This window comes from Aequorivita sp. IT1183 (genome assembly GCF_058068265.1).
Window position 1 is genome coordinate 215,363 of record NZ_JBYRHS010000003.1, and the last position, 18,668, is coordinate 234,030.

Here is an 18,668-nt window from a genome sequence, read left to right on the forward strand (position 1 = left end):
ACAGAACCAGAAGTTTACAATGATGCAATAAATTGGATTGCCTCTAATTTTTATGATTTAAATTCCTTCAAATTTGCTTACTTTTGCACCTTCAAAAAACACCTAATATTCAAAAGATGATTCACTTTTTTGGGAACATTGAAAACACAGTTTTCGCAGTCCAGACCCACGGAAATATTTCAGAAGAAAACAGTAAAAAGTTAGAGTGGCTATTCGGCGACCAACCTAAAATAACGCAATCCGTCCTGTCTACAAACGCGACGGATTTTTTTATTGGTCCGCGCGCCGCAATGGTTACTCCTTGGAGCACAAATGCTGTTGAAATCACCCAAAACATGGGTATTCCTGAAATTATTCGAATTGAAGAATTTCATAATAGCACAGTTGAAAAAGGAACTTTTGATCCTATGCTTTCGCAGAAATTTCTAGAATTAAATCAGGATATTTTTGATATTCATGTACAGCCGGAAGCTATTTTGAAAATTGATAATATTTCAGAATTCAACCAAAAGGAAGGCTTAGCTTTAAATGCGGAAGAAGTTGAATATCTGGAAAACCTTTCAAAAAAACTTGGAAGAAAACTAACAGATAGTGAAGTTTTCGGGTTTAGCCAAGTAAATAGCGAGCACTGTCGCCACAAGATTTTTAACGGGGTTTTTGAAATTGACGGCAAAGAAATGCCCTCTTCCCTATTCAAATTAATTAAAAAGACTTCTGCCGAAAACCCAAACGATATTGTTTCGGCATATAAAGACAACGTAGCTTTTGTAAAAGGGCCGACTGTAAAACAATGGGCACCAAAAAGTGGCGACAAGCCAGATTGGTACGAAGAAAAAGATTTTGACAGCGTAATTTCCATAAAAGCTGAAACACACAATTTCCCAACAACAGTTGAGCCTTTCAACGGTGCTGCAACTGGAAGTGGTGGCGAAATTCGCGATAGATTGGCTGGCGGAAAAGGTTCATTGCCTTTGGCTGGAACTGCGGTTTATATGACTTCCTATTCACGATTGAACGAGGAACCCTTCGACTCCGCTCAGGGCAAGTCTTGGGAAAAAGGAATGAAAGAGCGCGATTGGTTATACCAAACACCGCTCGATATTTTAATAAAAGCAAGTAACGGCGCTTCCGATTTTGGAAATAAATTTGGGCAACCTTTAATCGCTGGTTCAGTTTTAACTTTTGAACACGAAGAAGACGCGCGCAGATTAGGATACGACAAAGTAATAATGCTAGCTGGTGGAATTGGCTACGGAAAAGCAAGCCAAGCCATAAAAGGCAAACCACAGGAAGGCGATAAAATTGTTGTTTTAGGTGGTGATAATTACCGAATTGGAATGGGCGGTGCCGCAGTTTCTTCTGCAGATACTGGTGAATTCAACAGCGGAATTGAGTTGAACGCAATTCAGCGTAGTAATCCTGAAATGCAAAAACGTGCCGCAAACGCTATTCGCGCAATGGTGGAAAGTGATGAGAATCCAATAGTTTCTATTCACGATCACGGAGCTGGTGGGCATCTAAATTGCTTAAGCGAATTAGTTGAAGATACCGGTGGACGCATAGAATTAGATAAACTTCCCGTGGGCGACCCTACCCTTTCCGCAAAGGAAATTATGGGTAATGAGAGCCAAGAACGAATGGGCTTAATTATCAATGAGAAAAACATCGATAAGCTGAAAAAAGTTGCAGATCGCGAACGTTCCCCAATGTATGAAGTTGGACAAGTTACAGGCGATCAACGTTTCTGTTTTGAAAATAAGAAAGGCGAAAAACCAATGGATTTCGCTTTGGAAGATATGTTTGGCAGCTCGCCAAAAACCATAATGAAAGACAAAACCATAAACAGGAATTACAAAAATCCTGATTATGAGGTTTCAAAAATAAAAGATTACGTAACACAAGTACTTCAATTGGAAGCCGTGGCTTGTAAAGACTGGCTTACAAACAAAGTAGACCGCTGCGTAACAGGTCGCGTTGCGAAGCAACAAACTGCTGGACCGTTACAATTGCCATTGAACAACTGCGGTGTAATGGCGCTAGATTACCACGGTAAGGAAGGCGTTGCAACTTCAATTGGGCATTCGCCATTAACGGCTTTAATTGACCCTGCTGCAGGTTCGCGCAATGCAATTACTGAGTCTTTGACCAACATTGTTTGGGCACCGTTAAAAGACGGGCTAAAAAGTATTTCACTTTCTGCAAATTGGATGTGGCCTTGTAATAACGAAGGCGAAGACGCTAGACTTTACGAAGCTGTAAAAGCAGTTTCTGAATTTTCAATCGATTTGGGAATCAATGTTCCTACCGGGAAAGATTCGCTTTCTATGAAGCAGAAATACAAAGATGGAGAAGTAATTTCTCCGGGTACTGTAATTATTTCGGCAGCTGGAAATTGTAACGATATTAAAAAGGTTGTTGAACCAGTTCTTCAGAAAACCCAACTCGTTGGGAGTGGCAGTATTTATTACATCAACATTTCGCAAGACGCGTTTAAATTAGGTGGATCTTCTTTCGGCCAAATTTTAAATACTATTGGTAACGAAGCACCGGACGTAAAAAGTGCGGCTTACGTAAAAACGGTTTTCAACACTTTACAGGAATTGATTAAAGACGATAAAATCCTTGCTGGGCACGATGTTGCTTCGGGTGGATTGATTACCACTTTACTTGAAATGTGTTTCGCAGACGTAAATTTAGGAGCCAATTTAGATCTTTCAGGTTTAGGCGAAAGTGATTTGGTGAAATTACTATTTGCTGAAAATGCTGGGGTTGTAATTCAAGCTTCGGAAGATGCTTCGGTTGAAAAATTACTTGCTTCAAACAATATCGATTTTAAAAAGATTGGAACAGTTTCAGAGAATGAAACGCTTTTAATAAAGAATTATTCCGAAGAACTAAGTTTTAGCATTTCTGAAATGCGCGATGCTTGGTATAAAACTTCGTATTTATTAGATAGAAATCAGAGTGGTGAAAAAGCTGCGAAAGAACGTTTTGACAATTATAAAAATCAGCCGTTAAAGTTTGAGTTTCCGAAAAATTTCACTGGAAAACTTCCTGTAAGTTCGAGCGCAGTCGAGAACGGTTCGTCTCGACCGAAAGCCGCGGTTATTCGTGAAAAAGGAAGCAATAGTGAGCGCGAAATGGCGTATATGATGCACCTCGCAGGTTTTGATGTAAAAGATGTGCATATGACCGATCTTATTGAAGGTCGCGAAAATTTGGAAGACATTAAATTGCTTGTAGCCGTTGGTGGTTTCAGTAATAGTGATGTTTTGGGAAGTGCGAAAGGTTGGGCTGGCGCCTTTTTATACAACGAAAAAGCCAACACTGCTTTAAAGAATTTCTTCGCAAAAGACGATACGCTTTCACTGGGTGTATGTAACGGATGCCAACTATTCGTGGAACTTGGATTGCTAAATCCTGAAGATGAACAAAAGCCAAAAATGCTACATAACGATACTAACAAGTTTGAATGTGTGTTTACTTCAGTGAAAATACAAGAGAATAATTCTGTGATGCTGTCTTCAATGGCTGGAAGTACTTTGGGAATTTGGTCTGCTCACGGGGAAGGAAAATTCAGTTTTCCGAATGCCGAAAACCATTACAATATTGTTGCAAAATACGGTTACGATTCTTTGCCAGCAAACCCGAATGGCAGCGATTTTAACACTGCAATGATGACCGATAAAACGGGTCGCCACTTAGTGATGATGCCGCACTTAGAGCGTTCTACTTTCCCTTGGAATTGGGGAACCTACCCAAAAGACAGAATGAACGACGAGGTTACTCCTTGGGTGCAAGCTTTGGTGAATGCTAGAGAGTGGATTGAAAAGAAGTAAAAAATAGATTTATAATTTATAAAAAAAACCGTCCGCAATTTTTCTGGACGGTTTTTTGGGTTTTTTGGCGCAGACTGAATTCATGGGATTCTGGCACCTTTAAATTTCATTAAGTTCTTTTCTCATTAATTTAATAATGGTCTCATTGATGCCTTGAATTACCTTGCCTTTTAACTCAAGTTCTTCCTGTTGTAACTTAATCTTTGCTTGGTTTCCAGTCAACATTAACATTGGTAAATCAGACATCATTTTATCCGATTGCTCCATTATCTTGTCATAAGATAATTCCAAAAGGTTCAATTTTTCTAAAATTTCATCACTCGCAATTAATCTGATTGTATTAGTTTCTTGTTTTAATTTTGTCAATTCTGCATAGGAATCGAAAGTCAATTTTTGAATTTTCTTAGACATTACAGTTATCGCAATTGATTCCTTCTTTTTATTCCCTTGTGATGCCGCATTGAGATAGTTCTTATTGAATTCTTCCAAAATAGGAATTAATTCTGACTGGTTTTTTATAGTGGCTTCGTTTGTGAACTTGTCTAATAGTTTAAAAAAGCCGAGATATTGCTCTTTTTTACTTTCATACTGATATCGCCTTTTGCTAATATCTAATTGATGTTCTTTCTTAATTGATTCAGTCTCTTCAACGAGTTCCTTATTTTTCCTCCTTAAAGCATTAATTTTTGCGCTTTCCTGAACAAAAAATCTAATGTATAAAATAAATAAAACTATGAATCCAAAGAATAGGTACAGTACGTATGGAGTTAATAATTCAATAATGTCACTCATATGATATATTTTCAGAATTGTCAAAACCGTAACGCTTAATAGTCAAATATGGATTGAACTGCATTGATTTTCGATTAAGCACGGAAGTTAGCAATTACGCGTGGATTCGGACGAAGTCGCATCCTCCGTAATTGCGGTTATACTTTGTTAGCTGTGATTTTTATTTCATAATATATTCCACAAATCTTTTTCCTAATTTTGTCATATTCACAGATGGTTCCTCATATGTATGGTCGTACAAAATTGAGTCTTCTACTCCGAAATCTCTTAAACCACCATTTGTCGTAATTAAACCTTTGTTTTCCAAGTCGAGACAATAAAATTTAAATTCAGATTCGTCAATTATTATTTTTTTATCGTACTCATTATATTTCGCGAAGAAATTGTCATAAGTTTCAATTTTTTCTAATAAAGTCTCATTGGTATTGATGTAAGAGATAAGTATAATTTGGATTGGCGATAAATTGACTAAAAAGTTCAGAAATAATCTATTCACGCTTAATTCATAATTTTCTTGAGTCAGGATAGAATCCATAAAAACGTTTGCTAATGTATTTCTTATTTTTTCATCTCTAACTTTCATTGAAGATTTCCAGAAATTTATATTAAAATCATAAAAATCATCGCTTTGTATATATCTTTCAATTAATTCGTTTTTTTCAATTCGGCTTATTTTTTCTAGTAAAACTAGAACGGTTTCGTTAATTCTTTTTTGTTGAATTCTATTCGGGACTTGAATAAATATTTCATTCATTACTGGACCAAGCCAAGGAATTGTAGATATTGCACCTGACATTATTCCGTCTTGCATTTCATCAATTCCAGTTGCTTTTCTCAAAATTTCTGACGGTAATTTTCTTTCCTCTTTTTTCACTTAATTATTTCTATTATTCAATAAACTAAATGTTTCTGTCAAATTACAGCTAACATAAATATATACGCCATAAGAGCTAATCTATACTTACACCAAGCAGCCAAAGGTTAGTAATTATTTAATTTTTTATAAATAAAACCCACAGCAGCCAACCAGCCATCGGGGTTTAAATTAAGAGGGGAGAATAAAGCGCTGAGCTTCAAGTCCAAATATATCAATTTACTTTAATCATTAAACATATTTCTACTAAAAAAAATCTAACACTATAAATGCTGTCTCGATAAATTAAAAAATGGCTAGATTATCGCAAACTAATTGGAAAGCACAATTCACAGCCAAAATAAGCTAGTTGCCTAATTTGCCAGCTTCGGTATTTTAGGAAAACAGTATCTTCGGCAGACAACCAAATTAAATTCCAATGAAAAATATAATCCTCGCATTTTTCCTGCTTATTGCCTTTCCAATATTCGGACAGAATTTTGAAAAAAACTGGAAAAAAGTAATCCAATTTGAAACAACAGGCAGCATAAAATCTGCCCTGAAAGAAGTAAATAAAATCTACGAAAAGGCGAAACGAAAAGATAACGACCTTGAAGTTATTAAAACATTTTTCTTTAGAGCTAAGTACATGCTTGTACTGGAAGAAGATGCTCAAACAAAAATCATCAATAATCTTAAAGCAGATATAACAACACTTTCTGAGCCAAACAAAAGTGTTTTGGAATACCTCTATATTTCTTGTTTAAATAGTTATTGGAAAGCAAACCAGTATATTTTAAATCGAAGAACGGAAACAGAAAGCGTTTTTGAAGACAACTTTCTTACTTGGACTATTTCAGATTTTGAGCGAGAAATAGATACGTACATCAATAAAACTGTTGCAAATAATTCCAGTTTAAAAAACAAACCATTAAAGAATTACGAACTAATTCTCAATTTTGAAAAACTAGATAATATAGAGAACAAAAGTCTCTATGATTTTCTACTAAACAAATACATCGATATTTATGCGAGCAACTTAAATCGTTGGGATAGTACAAGCTCCTATTTCGCGGAAATTGAAAATAAAATTTTTGGCAGCAGCAATGAATTTCTATCTATAAGTTTTGATTCTGTAGCCGATGGCAATCTTAAAAGCGCGAGTTTGCTCTATCAAGAAATGGAGCGCCAAAATCCAGAAAATGACGAATTAGATTTTGAAAGGATGCTGTTTTTCGAAACCTATGTTTATAAAAACGAAACTGCCTATCTAAAATTTCTTAATAGTTTTCAAAGTAAAATAAAAGACACGGTTCTATTTCAACAGGTGCAGCTGCAACGGGCTAATTTGTACGCAAAAATGGCTTCTAAAAATAATCATCCAGATTATAACGAAAAAGCCATCAACATTCTGGACAGTATTTTAAATGTAGAATCCCGCTCTAATAACTATAAAATAGCCTTTGTAAAAAAACAAAGTATGCTCGCAAAATCTGTGGATATTAAATTGCAGAAATATGTTTACGAAGGCGAAAACACAAGAGCGTATGTTAACTTTAAAAATACGGATAGTCTAATTCTAAAAATCTTTAAGGTACCAACCCATTTTCAGTTTAATAACAATGCCTTCGATAGAGACAGCGTTATTAATAGTTTGCTTAAAAATGCCAAGTTCGAAAAAACTGCTGCATATAAACTGCCAAACCAAAACGATCTTTTTAGTTACAGCACAGAAGTGTTAATGCCGACGCTAAAAAAAGGGAAATATTTAATTCTGTTTGCCGTAGATGAAAAGCGTTTTTCTGAAAAGAAACCTCATAATTTTACATTTTTGAACGTCACAGATATGTCTATTCTGCATTTAGAAAGTGGGAATACCGATTCTTTTCAGGTAGTAAATAGAAAATCTGGAAAACCTATTGAAAACGCCACTATTCAACTTGACAGCACTTTTGTAAAGACTGATGAAAGCGGTAGCGCATCAATACTTAGAACGAAATCTAAAAAGAATAACAACAGCTATGCTTCTCTAAAAATTTCGAAAGAAATTGATTCCTTAAACATAAATTTCTACAAAAGATACTATAATGAATATAGTGATGATGAAGAAGACGAACTCACGGGAGATGTAAAGTTTTATATGGATCGTGCCATTTATAGGCCGGGGCAAAAAGCCTATGTAAAAGCCATTGCCCTTCAAAGTAGAAACGGGGCGAAAAGCGTAGTTCCAAATCTTACGGTTTATGTAGAAGTAAATGACGCCAATTACAACACAGTGTTGGAGCGGGAATTCAAAACCAATGAATTTGGATCCTTCACTTTCGATTTTATTATTCCGAAAAATGGTGTTACGGGTGAATATTCTATAGAGGCAGATGAACCCGATACTTTAGAAAATGATGAATTGTACTACGATGAAGAGGAAGATGAACATCGTTTTTGGGATTATGTAGATTTTAATTATTCCGAAACTGAATTCAGTGTTGAGGAATACAAACGTCCTACTTTTAAAATAGAGTTTAACCCAGTTACAGAAACCTTTGCGGTTAACGACACCGTTCGCGTTTCTGGGAAAGCGATTTCATTTTCTGGTGTAAATCTTAACGATTCCAAAGTTACCTATAGCGTGGAGCGAAATTCGTACCCCAACTATCGCCACGGTTATTATTCCGAAGAAAGTTTAACGATTACCCAAGGCGAAACTACGACAGATGCCGAAGGAAATTTTAAGATTGATTTTACAGCCCTGCCCTATTTAGATTTTAAAAAAGAAGACCTTCCGGTTTTTCATTATACAATTGATGCAACTGTAACCGATAGTCGCGGAGAAACACAAAGCACTGAAACCACAGTAAAAGTTGGGTATCATTCGCTTGATTTGAATGTTGTTCTTCCATCAATCATAAACACTAAAAACGAAAACACAGTACAATTAAACAGTACCAACCTGAACGGAAGTTTTTTAGCAACCAAAGGCGTTTTAAAAATTTATTACAATTCTCCTTTAGAGACAAAGTTCAAACCCCGAGTGTTTAGTGAGCCTGAGATTGCGGGTTTTACTAAAGAAGAATTTGAACAACTTTTTCCGTATGAAAAAACCAGCGATGCTGAAAAAAATGATGCTTTGGGAACCCTGATTTTTTCGAAAGAAGTAAACACAGAATTTGATAAAGAATTATCACTCGATTTTCTAAAAACGAACGAGATTGGAAATTATAAGTTGGTCTTTTCGGCTAAGGACGCTCACGATAATACTATTGAAACTTCGTCTAACTTCACCTTATTGCACGAAAACACGAACCAATCCAACAAACTATTCACTCTAAAACAAATAAATTCGCATCCGTTTAAAGACGGCTTTTTAGAAGTTGAAATACGCTCCGAAATTAAAACACTTTACATAAACGTTTCTAATCAAGCAGGAATATCAAAAATGATAAAAGCGGTTCAGCTAAAAGATGGTATTTCAAAAATAAAAGTACCAATCAATACTGGAAGCTCAGCCGATGTATTTATACATTTTGAAACCTATTTTGAAAACGAATTCTTTACGGAGACATTCACAGTTGAAAAAGAAGACATCGGGGAAATTGATATAACGATAAACAGCTTCAGAAATAAAATAGAACCGGGAAGCGAGCAAAACTGGAGTTTTACTATCACCAATAAAAACACAGCTATAGAGGCAGAAGTACTCGCATCTATGTACGACAGTTCGTTGGATCAGTTTAAAACTATCAATTGGGATGGTTTTAAAATTAGGGATTATTCCAGAAATTACAATTATTCCATAACTCACAACCTCAGCGAAGGTATGGAATACACTTATCTCAGTGCGCTAAATGATCCGTTGCCATTATTTCATTTTTCTGATAAAAGCGTAGATATATTTTGGTTTGGCTTCGATTTTACTAATCCAAAAGGAATTGCAAACTATACAAACAAGAAAAAGATAATTTCAAAAATACCTCCTAGCGCCACGATGGTTTACGGTGTGGTTACCGATGATACTGGTTTGCCTTTACCAGGAGCAAATGTAATTGTACGTGGCACTAGCCGGGGCACACAAACAGATTTTGATGGTTACTATTCCATAGAAGTAGCTCCCGGGGAAGTGTTAGATATTAATTATGTGGGTTTTGATTCTAACAGTTTTATTGTGAGTTCTGGTGAATATAATGTGTCTTTAGAGGCTGGCGCTATGTTAGATGAAGTTGTTGTTACTGCTTACGGTGTAAGTAGAGAAAAGCAAAGTCTGGGTTATTCTGTAGTTACTATAGATCAAATGCTTCAAGGCAGCATTCCGGGTGTGCAAATATCTTCTGCCATTGGAAAGCCTGGCCAAGGTTCGTTTGTTCGTATAAGAGGCACAGGGTCGCTATCTAGTGACGATTATAATATGCTTATTATAATTGATGGCGTTCCCGTAAATTTCGGAGATAAAATTTCTGGTAATAGCGTTGATAAAAACAATATCATCACTCTTGCAAACCTAAACCCCGACAATATTGCCGACATAAATATTTTAAAAGGAGAAGGTGCCACAGCCTTATACGGATCGAGAGGTGCAAATGGAGTACTAATTATTACAACCAAAACAGCCTTAGACGAATTAAAAAAAGTGCCAACGCGTAAAAATTTCAACGAAACGGCTTTCTTCTATCCACAACTTAAAACCGATAAAGACGGACAGATAAGCTTCAACTTTACCAGTCCAGAATCTTTAACTCAGTGGAAACTACGGCTATTTGCACACAACAAAACAGCACTTTCAGGGTATTTAGAAAATATGGTTATTACTCAAAAAGAGTTGATGATAGCGCCTAACATGCCACGTTTTTTCAGAGAAAAGGATACTATTCAAATCACGGCTCGCATTTCAAATCTTACTTCAGAAAACAAATTGGGCACAGCAATTTTACAGTTTTTTGACCCTATAACTATGGAGCCAATAGATGCTGAAATGGGCAATGAAATTAACTTTCAAAACTTTCAGATTTCCGCTAAAGGAAATACCACAGTAAGTTGGAAAATTTATATTCCCGAAGGCCTGCAAGGTGTTCAATATAAAGTTGTCGCCAAGGCAGGAGATTTTTCTGATGGTGAAGAAAATATAATTCCCGTTTTAACCAATAACATATTAGTAACCGAAAGTATTCCGCTGTGGGTGAAAGGAAATACAAAACGCGAATACACTTTTGAAAACTGGAAAAACAATACTTCCACTACCCTAAAGAATCATCAATTAACTCTGGAGTATACTTCAAATCCTACGTGGTTGGCACTACAAGCACTCCCCTATTTGATGGAATACGAGCACGAGTGTGCTGAGCAAACTTTTGCGCGCTATTATGCAAATTCGATAGCAACAAATATTATAAACAGCAACCCAAAAATTGCTGAGTATTTTGAAAAATTAAGGACAGAAGGCATTTCTTCTAAACTTGAAAAAAATGAAGCGTTAAAATCTATTATTCTCGCGGAAACTCCGTGGTTTAACGACGCACAAACCAAAGCTGAAAAACTGGCTCGCACAGCGCTATTATTCGATTTGGAAAAGATGAAAAACGCCGAACAAACTGCTTTTGAAAAGTTGAGCACTCAACAAATGCCTAGCGGTGCTTTTCCTTGGTTTCAAGGCGGTGGTGAAAACGAATTTATTACAAGACACATTCTTGCTGGCCTCGGAAAATTGATGGAAAGAAAGGACAGCCTTCCTTCAAATTTTAGTTTTGTGACAAGAAGCGGGATTGCTTATTTGGATAAAAAGTTTGAAGAAAAGCAGAAACAGAATCGCGGAAAAACGCAAACTAGTTCTATTCCGAAACATTCTGAAATTCATTACTTATACACCCGTAGCTTTTATTTAAAAACGCTTCCACTTTCAGATACTTTAAAACTTAAAATTAATGAAGACTTGAAACTTCTTAAAGAGAATTGGTTAAACGCTTCTTTATACGAAAAAGGAATGGCAGCCCTCATTTTTCAACGTTTTGAAGATTCAAATACCGCGAAAAAAATCATCCACAATTTAAAAGAAACTGCCTCTAACAATGAAGATTGGGGTATGTATTGGATTGAAAATAAGCAGAGCTGGTATTGGTACAACGCACCAATTGAAACCCAAGCGTTACTAATAAAAGCTTTCGCGGAAGTAGCCGACGATAAAAAATCTGTGGAGGCAATGAAAGTTTGGCTCTTGAAAAACAAGCAGGTAAAACATTGGTCCACTACTAAATCTAATACCGAAGCGATTGATGCCCTCTTAACTTTTGGCAGCGATTGGACAACCATAAAAGAAAAAACTAAATTTGAGTTGGGCAATTCAAAAGCATTACCTAAAAAGTTAGCAGAAGCTGAAGAAGAAATTGAAACAGGTTATTTCAAAATAGATTTTAAAGGCTCAGAAATGACGCAAGACATGGCAACATTAACAGTCAACAATAAATCTGAAGTACCAGGTTTCGGAGGTTTTTATTGGCAGTATTTTGAAGATTTGGACAAAATTAAAACTAACGCCAATCAACCTTTGAAAATTTCAAAAGAACTCTACCTAAAAAAGAATACTGATGATGGGCAGCAGTTGCAACAAATTACTAACAAAAACCCACTGAAAATTGGGTGTCTGATTACAGTTCGGCTTATAGTTTCCACTAGAGAGGATATGGAATACGTTCACTTAAAAGACATGCGCTCCTCAGCTTTAGAACCGGTAGATGTAATTTCTAAGTATAACTATAAAGATGGATTAGGTTATTACATGAGCACCCGCGATGCCGCGACGCATTTCTTCTTTGATAGTATTAAAAAAGGAACTTACGTATTGGAATATGATGTTCGCGTTAATAATATAGGTGAGTTTTCAAATGGTATAACCACTATTCAGAGTATGTACGCTCCAGAATTTAGCAGCCACTCGAAAGGAATTAGAATTAAAATTGAGGAGTAAATTTATTAAATCAGCTATTAGAATGTATTTTACTGAGTTTTTGATTATAATTTAGCACCATTTATCTCTTATATCTTGCAAACACAAATTACCTATACTACCAATGTGGGTATGTTGGTTACTAACGGGTGGTTTGTAGGTTCCTGCTTGCACCTGTGCTCCTATTTGTTGGTAGGCTTCTCTAAATGATAATCCATCAACCACTAAGTTATTTATACTATCTACGGTAAAGAGGTATTGGTATTTTTCGTCGGTTAAATCTATGTCTGTTATTTGAATTTGTTTGATAGCGTATTCGAATATGAATAAAATGTCTTTTAACTCTTCAAAAGCGAGTATCATATTTTCCTTCAATAATTGGAAATCTCTATGATATCCGCTTGGTAGGTTGTTGGTTATTAAAGTCATTTCTGTTTGCAACGCTTGAATTTTGTTGCATTTACCTCTAATTAATTCAAATACATCCGGATTCTTTTTGTGAGGCATAATACTGCTGCCTGTGGTAAGTTCATCTGGAAAAGATATAAACCCAAAATTCTGACTCATATACAGGCAAATATCCATTGCAAACCTTGATAAAGTATTGCATAAACCTCCCAGTGAAGCCGAAATGGTACGCTCGTTTTTACCTCTGCTTAATTGCGCTGCTACCACATTGTATTTTAAAGTAGCAAAGCCCAGTTCTTTTGTTGTAATAGCTCTATCTATAGGGAATGAACTTCCGTAACCAGCAGCAGACCCCAAAGGGTTTTGATCTACCGTTTTTAAGGCGGCATTGAGCATGTAAACATCATCTACCAACAGTTCTGCATAGGCAGAAAACCACAATCCAAAAGAAGATGGCATGGCTACTTGTAAGTGCGTATAACCTGGTAATAATTTGTCTTTGTTTGTTTCCGCCAGATTTAAAAGGGTATCAAAAAATGTTTTTGTGCTTTCCTTTATTTCAATCAGATTGTCTTTATAATATAGGTGCAGCGCTGTTAAAACTTGATCGTTTCTAGATCTGGCGGTGTGTATTTTTTTACCGACATCGCCGTACTTCTTAGTTAATTCGAATTCTATTTTTGAATGTACATCTTCAAACTGAGCATCTATTACAAATGTTTTGTCTTCTATTTGAAGTCTTAATTCTTCTAATCCTTCTTCTAGTTGAAGTAGTTCTTCTTCAGAAATGATCTCTATGGCTTTCAGCATTTTGGCATGTGCCAAGGAAGCTTGTATATCGTATTTTGCGATATATAAATCTATTTCTCGATCGTTTCCAACGGTAAACTGTTCAATTTTTTTATCTATTGTAAATCCTTTATCCCAAAGTTTCATCTTGATGTATTTTTAAAGTGTTTTTTCTAATAATTGTATATAAATGGCAATCCCTTCTTCAATTTCGGCTAGGTAAATAAACTCATCGGCAGTGTGGGAACGAGTGCTATCGCCTGGTCCTAACTTTAAGGATGGACAACTTAAACAAGCCTGATCTGAAAGGGTTGGCGAGCCGTAGGTTTTTCTTCCCAAAGCGATTCCGGCTTTTACCAATTCATGGGTTGCAGGTATTGAAGACGAATTTAACCGTAAGCTTCTAGGTTCAATACTTGAACAGGGCGCTTCCTTTTTTAAAATTTCAACGATTTCTGCGTTTGTATATTTATCATTCACCCGTACATCGATCACCAAATCTACTTCGGCTGGAACGGCATTGTGTTGTTTTCCCGCATTAATTTGAGTGACAGTCATTTTTACGGGACCTAAAACATCTGATTGTTTTTCAAATTCATAATTCTGAAACCATTGCAAAACGACTATAGTATTATAAATAGCATTATCAGCATTTGGATGCGCCGCATGGCTTGCGGTGCCATTTACCTTTGCATCGCAGACTACCAATCCTTTTTCTGCAACAGCCAGCTGCATTAAAGTAGGCTCTCCAACAATAGCAACATCTATCTTGGGAATTATCTCCAGCATACTGTTTAATCCGTTTGGACCGCTGCTTTCCTCTTCAGCCGAAGCCACGATAACCAAATTGTAGCTCAGGTCTTTTTTATCGTAAAAATGAATAAAAGTAGCTAGTAAGGAAACCAAACACCCACCCGCATCATTACTCCCCAAACCGTATAATTTACCATCTTCCACAATGGCTTTAAATGGGTCTTTGGTATAAGCGCTATTCGGCTTTACTGTATCGTGATGTGAGTTTAACAGCAGCGTAGGTTTGTCTTCTGAAAAATGCTTGTTAACAGCCCAAACATTGTTATTTGTTCTCGTATAGGGAACAGCAAACTCTTGAAACCAGTTTTCAATTAAAGTGGCTGTCTTATCTTCTTCCGAAGAAAACGAAGGCGTTTCAATTAAGTTTTTGAGTAAGACTATTGCCTTTTCTGCTAATTCTTTTTGCTGTATCATTATTCTTGAATTGTTGTGAATTTTGAATTTGAATTATATAGCATTTCTGCCTTTCCAATACATACTTTACGAACTTGATGCTTAAGCGCGTAAAAACAATTATTTAGCTTAGGAAGCATACCGTCTGCAATTACCCCTTCCGCTAATAAGGAATTATACATTTTAGTATCGACGTTTAATAACAATGAATCAGGATCTTCTACATCTTTTAGCAAACCGTTTTTTTCAAAACAGTAATACAGTTCAAGTCTATATGCTTTTGCAAAAGCAATTGCCAATTCAGCTGCGATGGTATCTGCATTTGTATTTAGCAATTGACCGTTTCCATCATGAGTTAAGGCACAAAAAACTGGCGTTATGTTATTGGTTAACAATAACTGCAATACGTCTGTATTCACCTTTACCACATCGCCTGCAAAACCGTAATCTATGTTATTTACAGGTCTTTTTTCGGCTATAATGGTATTTCCGTCTGCACCCGTAAATCCGAGTGCATTACAACTGTTTGCTTGTAATTGCGCCACAATGGTTTTGTTTATTTTACCCGCATAACTCATGATAGCTATATCTAGTGTTTCGGTGTCTGTAATACGTCTACCCTCAATCATTTTTACATTAACCCCCATTTTATTAGCAAGTGCCGTTGCCGCTTTTCCGCCTCCGTGAACCAATATTTTTAAACCTTCAAGCTTGGAAAATTCTTTAAGAAAATAGTCTAACTCGTATGGATCATCAATGATGTTCCCTCCTATTTTTACGATTTTTAGTGTTTTCATACCTCTAGGTTTTCAAGGATTTTTTTAAGTACAACCTGTGCAGCATAGGTTCTGTTATTGGCTTGTTGAATAACAACAGACTGATCGCTATCTAAAACAGCATCTTCAACAACTACATTTCGTCTTACAGGCAAACAGTGCATGAATTTTGCGTTCCCAAGTTTACTTTTAGTAATCATCCATTGGGTGTCTGTATTTAGAATTTGCCCGTATTCAGTATAACTACTCCAGTTTTTAGCGTAGACAAAATCTGCATCTTTTAAGGCTTCATTTTGATCGTAATTGATTGAAGTTTCCTTTGTGATTTCAGGGTTTAACTCATAGCCTTTGGGGTGGGTAATGCTAAAATCTACATCTAATTCTTGCATCATCGCAACAAAGGAATTAGGAACTGCTTGTGGCAATGCCTTGGTATGTGGCGCCCATGTTAAAACGAACTTGGGCCTTTTCTTTGTTTTTAGCTCTTCAATGGTAATAGCATCGGCCAAGGCTTGCAAAGGATGCGCTGTTGCGCTTTCCATACTAACAATTGGAACAGTTGCGTATTTTATAAAATTGTTGATGATGTATTCCGATTCGTCTTTTGCTTTATCTTTTAGGCTTGGAAAAGCTCTGATAGCAATAATATCGGCATATTGCGAAATTACTTTTGCAGCTTCTTTTACGTGCTCTGCCGCATTTAAGTTCATTATAGCACCGTCTTCATATTCTAAATTCCAAGCGTCATTGACATTTAAAATAGTCACTTCCATGCCTAAATTTTTTGCAGCTTTTTCAGTGCTCAAGCGTGTGCGTAAACTTGAGTTGAAAAACAACATTACAAGTGTTTTGTGTTTTCCCAACGCTTCAAATTGAAATGCGTTCTTTTTTAGTTGAATAGCTTCTTCAATAATCTCGGATATATTATTGATATCCGCTATTTGTGTATATTTCTTCATGATAATTCGTGTATTAAAGCTTCAACAAAAACGTCTATATGCTTTTTTTGAATGGTTAGGGGCGGAAGTATTCGTAAAAGGTTTGGATTGGTTGCACTTCCGGTAAAAATGTGATGCTTTTGAATTAATGTTTTTTGCAATTCCGCGATAGGGAAATTGAATTCTAACCCAATCATAAGCCCTCTTCCTTTAATAGCTTTTAATTGTGGAATCGTTTTGGCTTTCTCAAAAAAGTGGGCCGAAACTTCTTTGGCGTTTTCCATTAATTTTTCATCTTTCAGTACTTTTAAAACAGCTAAGGAGGCTGCGCACGCTAAGTGATTACCACCAAATGTTGTTCCTAACATACCAAAAGACGCCTCAATGTCTGCCTGAATTAAAATACCTCCTATGGGGAAACCATTGCCCATGCCTTTTGCCATAGAAATGATATCTGGCTGTATGCCGTGTTTTTGAAATGCAAAGAAATCTCCTGTTCTCCCAAAACCTGACTGCACCTCGTCTACTATGAGCAATGCATTATACGAATTACATAAATCTCTTAGTGATTTATAAAAATGAGTAGTGGCTTCATTTAACCCTCCAACACCCTGAATACATTCTACAATAACGGCGCAGATATCATTATTTTGCAGGCTCTTTTCAACAGCTTTGCTATCGCCGAGTTCAATAAATTCTACTTGCTGCTGCTGTGCATTTATGGGAGCTACAATTTTTTTATTGTCTGTTACCGCAACAGCCGCTGAGGTGCGTCCGTGGAAGGCGTTTTTAAACGCAATCACTTTCTTTTTTCCTGTTTTAAAAGATGCTATTTTTAAAGCATTTTCATTTGCTTCGGCTCCTGAATTGCATAAAAACAGATTGTAATCTTCACAGTTTGAAAACTCGGTGAGTTCTTTTGCCAATTGTACTTGCAATGGATTTTGAATGGAATTGCTATAAAATCCCAATTTGCTTACTTGTTCACTGATGCTTTTTACATATTCTGGATGTGAATGACCAATAGAAATTACCGCATGCCCGCCGTATAAGTCTAGGTATTTGGTGTTATTTTCATCGTACACATACACATCGTTAGCCTTTACTGGAGTGATATCGAATAAAGGATATACATTAAATAGTTTCATAATAATTGAGTTTTAAAAGAAGTTAGCTTTTAGTTGTAATCCTTCCGTTTCTTCAAATCCATGCATTAAATTCATATTTTGAATGGCTTGCCCGGAGGCTCCTTTTAACAGATTATCCAAAACACTTGTGATTAGTAATTTACCCTTGTGCTTATGCAAATGCAATAAACATTTATTGGTGTTTACCACTTGTTTTAAATGCACTTCAGTATCAGAAACAAAAGTGAATGCTGCTTCTTTGTAGAATTCATTATACAGTTGTTTTGCTTTATCTAAACTGCCTTCATATTTAGTGTAAACAGTGGCAAAAATTCCTCTAGAAAAATTCCCTCTATTGGGCATAAAATTGATTTCTGAATCAAAATTACTTTGCAGCTGTTTTACCGTTTGATATATTTCATCTAAATGCTGATGTATAAAAGGTTTATAAGAAGAAAAGTTATTATCGCGCCACGCAAAATGCGTGGTTGCAGACAAAGAAGTTCCTGCGCCTGTGGCTCCTGTTACTGCATTAATATGAACATCGTCCTTTAATAAACCATTTGCAGCTAAAGGTAAAATGGCCAATTGCAATGCAGTAGCAAAACACCCTGGATTTGCTATATACGATGCCTGTTTGATTTTCTCTTTGTGCAGTTCTGCTAGTCCATAAACAAAGGTTTTGTCGTTAAACAGTTCATCTTTTTGAAGTCTGAAATCGTTACTCAAATCGATTATTTTGGTCTTCGATGAAAAGCTATTGTTTTCCAAAAAAGTTTTCGAATTGCCATGCCCTAAACATAGAAACAAGACATCAACATTTGGGTTGATGGTGTTGGTGAATTTAAGGTCTAATGACCCAACCAAATCTTGATGAACAACAGTTATTTTATTGCCAGCATTGGATGAACTGTACACAAAATTAATATTCGCTTTTGGGTGGTTTATCAACAATCTTATTAGTTCTCCCGCTGTGTAGCCAGCGCCTCCAATAATTCCTATTTCTAACATA

At 36.1% G+C, this 18,668-nt stretch carries 10 protein-coding genes; 2 read left to right on the forward strand and 8 right to left on the reverse strand.

Features of this window, described 5'->3' with window-relative positions:
* The first annotated feature begins 116 nt into the window (after positions 1-116).
* Positions 117-3,839, forward strand: a complete 3,723-nt coding sequence (purL, locus tag AC3RVF_RS06585) for a phosphoribosylformylglycinamidine synthase (RefSeq protein WP_489693028.1) — start codon at positions 117-119, stop codon at positions 3,837-3,839.
* A gap of 99 nt (positions 3,840-3,938) precedes the next feature.
* Here purL and AC3RVF_RS06590 read toward each other — a convergent pair whose 3' ends face one another.
* Both AC3RVF_RS06590 and AC3RVF_RS06595 read right to left on the reverse strand, forming a co-directional pair.
* Positions 3,939-4,631 carry a hypothetical protein gene (locus tag AC3RVF_RS06590; protein ID WP_489693029.1) on the reverse strand — a complete coding sequence of 231 codons (693 nt, stop codon included), beginning with the start codon at positions 4,629-4,631 and terminating at the stop codon, positions 3,939-3,941.
* A gap of 160 nt (positions 4,632-4,791) precedes the next feature.
* On the reverse strand, positions 4,792-5,505 hold the full coding sequence (locus AC3RVF_RS06595) for a hypothetical protein (protein WP_489693030.1): 714 nt from the start codon (positions 5,503-5,505) through the stop codon (positions 4,792-4,794).
* A 418-nt stretch (positions 5,506-5,923) separates the two neighbouring features.
* Here AC3RVF_RS06595 and AC3RVF_RS06600 point away from each other — a divergent pair, with 418 nt between their 5' ends.
* On the forward strand, positions 5,924-12,433 hold the full coding sequence (locus AC3RVF_RS06600; RefSeq protein ID WP_489693031.1) for an alpha-2-macroglobulin family protein: 6,510 nt from the start codon (positions 5,924-5,926) through the stop codon (positions 12,431-12,433).
* Between the two features lie 51 nt (positions 12,434-12,484).
* Here the strand turns inward: AC3RVF_RS06600 and argH are convergent, their stop codons facing one another.
* Genes argH through argC form a run of 6 tightly spaced genes read right to left on the reverse strand, consistent with a single transcriptional unit; the run spans position 12,485 to position 18,667 of the window.
* Complete coding sequence (argH, locus tag AC3RVF_RS06605; protein WP_489693032.1) at positions 12,485-13,756, reverse strand: argininosuccinate lyase; 1,272 nt, start codon at positions 13,754-13,756, stop codon at positions 12,485-12,487.
* 12 nt (positions 13,757-13,768) lie between these two features.
* Positions 13,769-14,836 (reverse strand): M20 family metallo-hydrolase, encoded by a 1,068-nt coding sequence (locus tag AC3RVF_RS06610; RefSeq protein WP_489693033.1) that lies wholly within the window; start codon positions 14,834-14,836, stop codon positions 13,769-13,771.
* On the reverse strand, positions 14,836-15,612 hold the full coding sequence (argB, locus tag AC3RVF_RS06615; protein WP_489693034.1) for an acetylglutamate kinase: 777 nt from the start codon (positions 15,610-15,612) through the stop codon (positions 14,836-14,838). The genes AC3RVF_RS06610 and argB overlap by 1 nt, the downstream gene beginning before the upstream one ends.
* A complete protein-coding gene (locus AC3RVF_RS06620) occupies positions 15,609-16,550 on the reverse strand; it encodes an N-acetylornithine carbamoyltransferase (RefSeq protein WP_489693035.1) in 942 nt (313 codons plus the stop codon). Before AC3RVF_RS06620 ends, argB begins: the two co-directional genes overlap by 4 nt.
* A complete protein-coding gene (locus AC3RVF_RS06625) occupies positions 16,547-17,677 on the reverse strand; it encodes an aspartate aminotransferase family protein (protein WP_489693036.1) in 1,131 nt (376 codons plus the stop codon). The genes AC3RVF_RS06620 and AC3RVF_RS06625 overlap by 4 nt, the downstream gene beginning before the upstream one ends.
* A gap of 12 nt (positions 17,678-17,689) precedes the next feature.
* Positions 17,690-18,667 (reverse strand): N-acetyl-gamma-glutamyl-phosphate reductase, encoded by a 978-nt coding sequence (gene argC, locus AC3RVF_RS06630; RefSeq protein ID WP_489693037.1) that lies wholly within the window; start codon positions 18,665-18,667, stop codon positions 17,690-17,692.
* Position 18,668: the final 1 nt, after the last annotated feature.

Excerpts from the sequence above, each read along its gene's own strand:
- AC3RVF_RS06600 (WP_489693031.1), top strand. The coding sequence starts at position 5,924 with ATGAAAAATATAATCCTCGCATTTTTCCTGCTTATTGCCTTTCCAATA.
- purL (WP_489693028.1), top strand. The coding sequence starts at position 117 with ATGATTCACTTTTTTGGGAACATTGAAAACACAGTTTTCGCAGTCCAG.
- AC3RVF_RS06590 (WP_489693029.1), bottom strand. The coding sequence starts at position 4,631 with ATGAGTGACATTATTGAATTATTAACTCCATACGTACTGTACCTATTC.
- AC3RVF_RS06610 (WP_489693033.1), bottom strand. The coding sequence starts at position 14,836 with ATGATACAGCAAAAAGAATTAGCAGAAAAGGCAATAGTCTTACTCAAA.
- AC3RVF_RS06620 (WP_489693035.1), bottom strand. The coding sequence starts at position 16,550 with ATGAAGAAATATACACAAATAGCGGATATCAATAATATATCCGAGATT.
- argH (WP_489693032.1), bottom strand. The coding sequence starts at position 13,756 with ATGAAACTTTGGGATAAAGGATTTACAATAGATAAAAAAATTGAACAG.
- argB (WP_489693034.1), bottom strand. The coding sequence starts at position 15,612 with ATGAAAACACTAAAAATCGTAAAAATAGGAGGGAACATCATTGATGAT.
- AC3RVF_RS06625 (WP_489693036.1), bottom strand. The coding sequence starts at position 17,677 with ATGAAACTATTTAATGTATATCCTTTATTCGATATCACTCCAGTAAAG.
- argC (WP_489693037.1), bottom strand. The coding sequence starts at position 18,667 with ATGTTAGAAATAGGAATTATTGGAGGCGCTGGCTACACAGCGGGAGAA.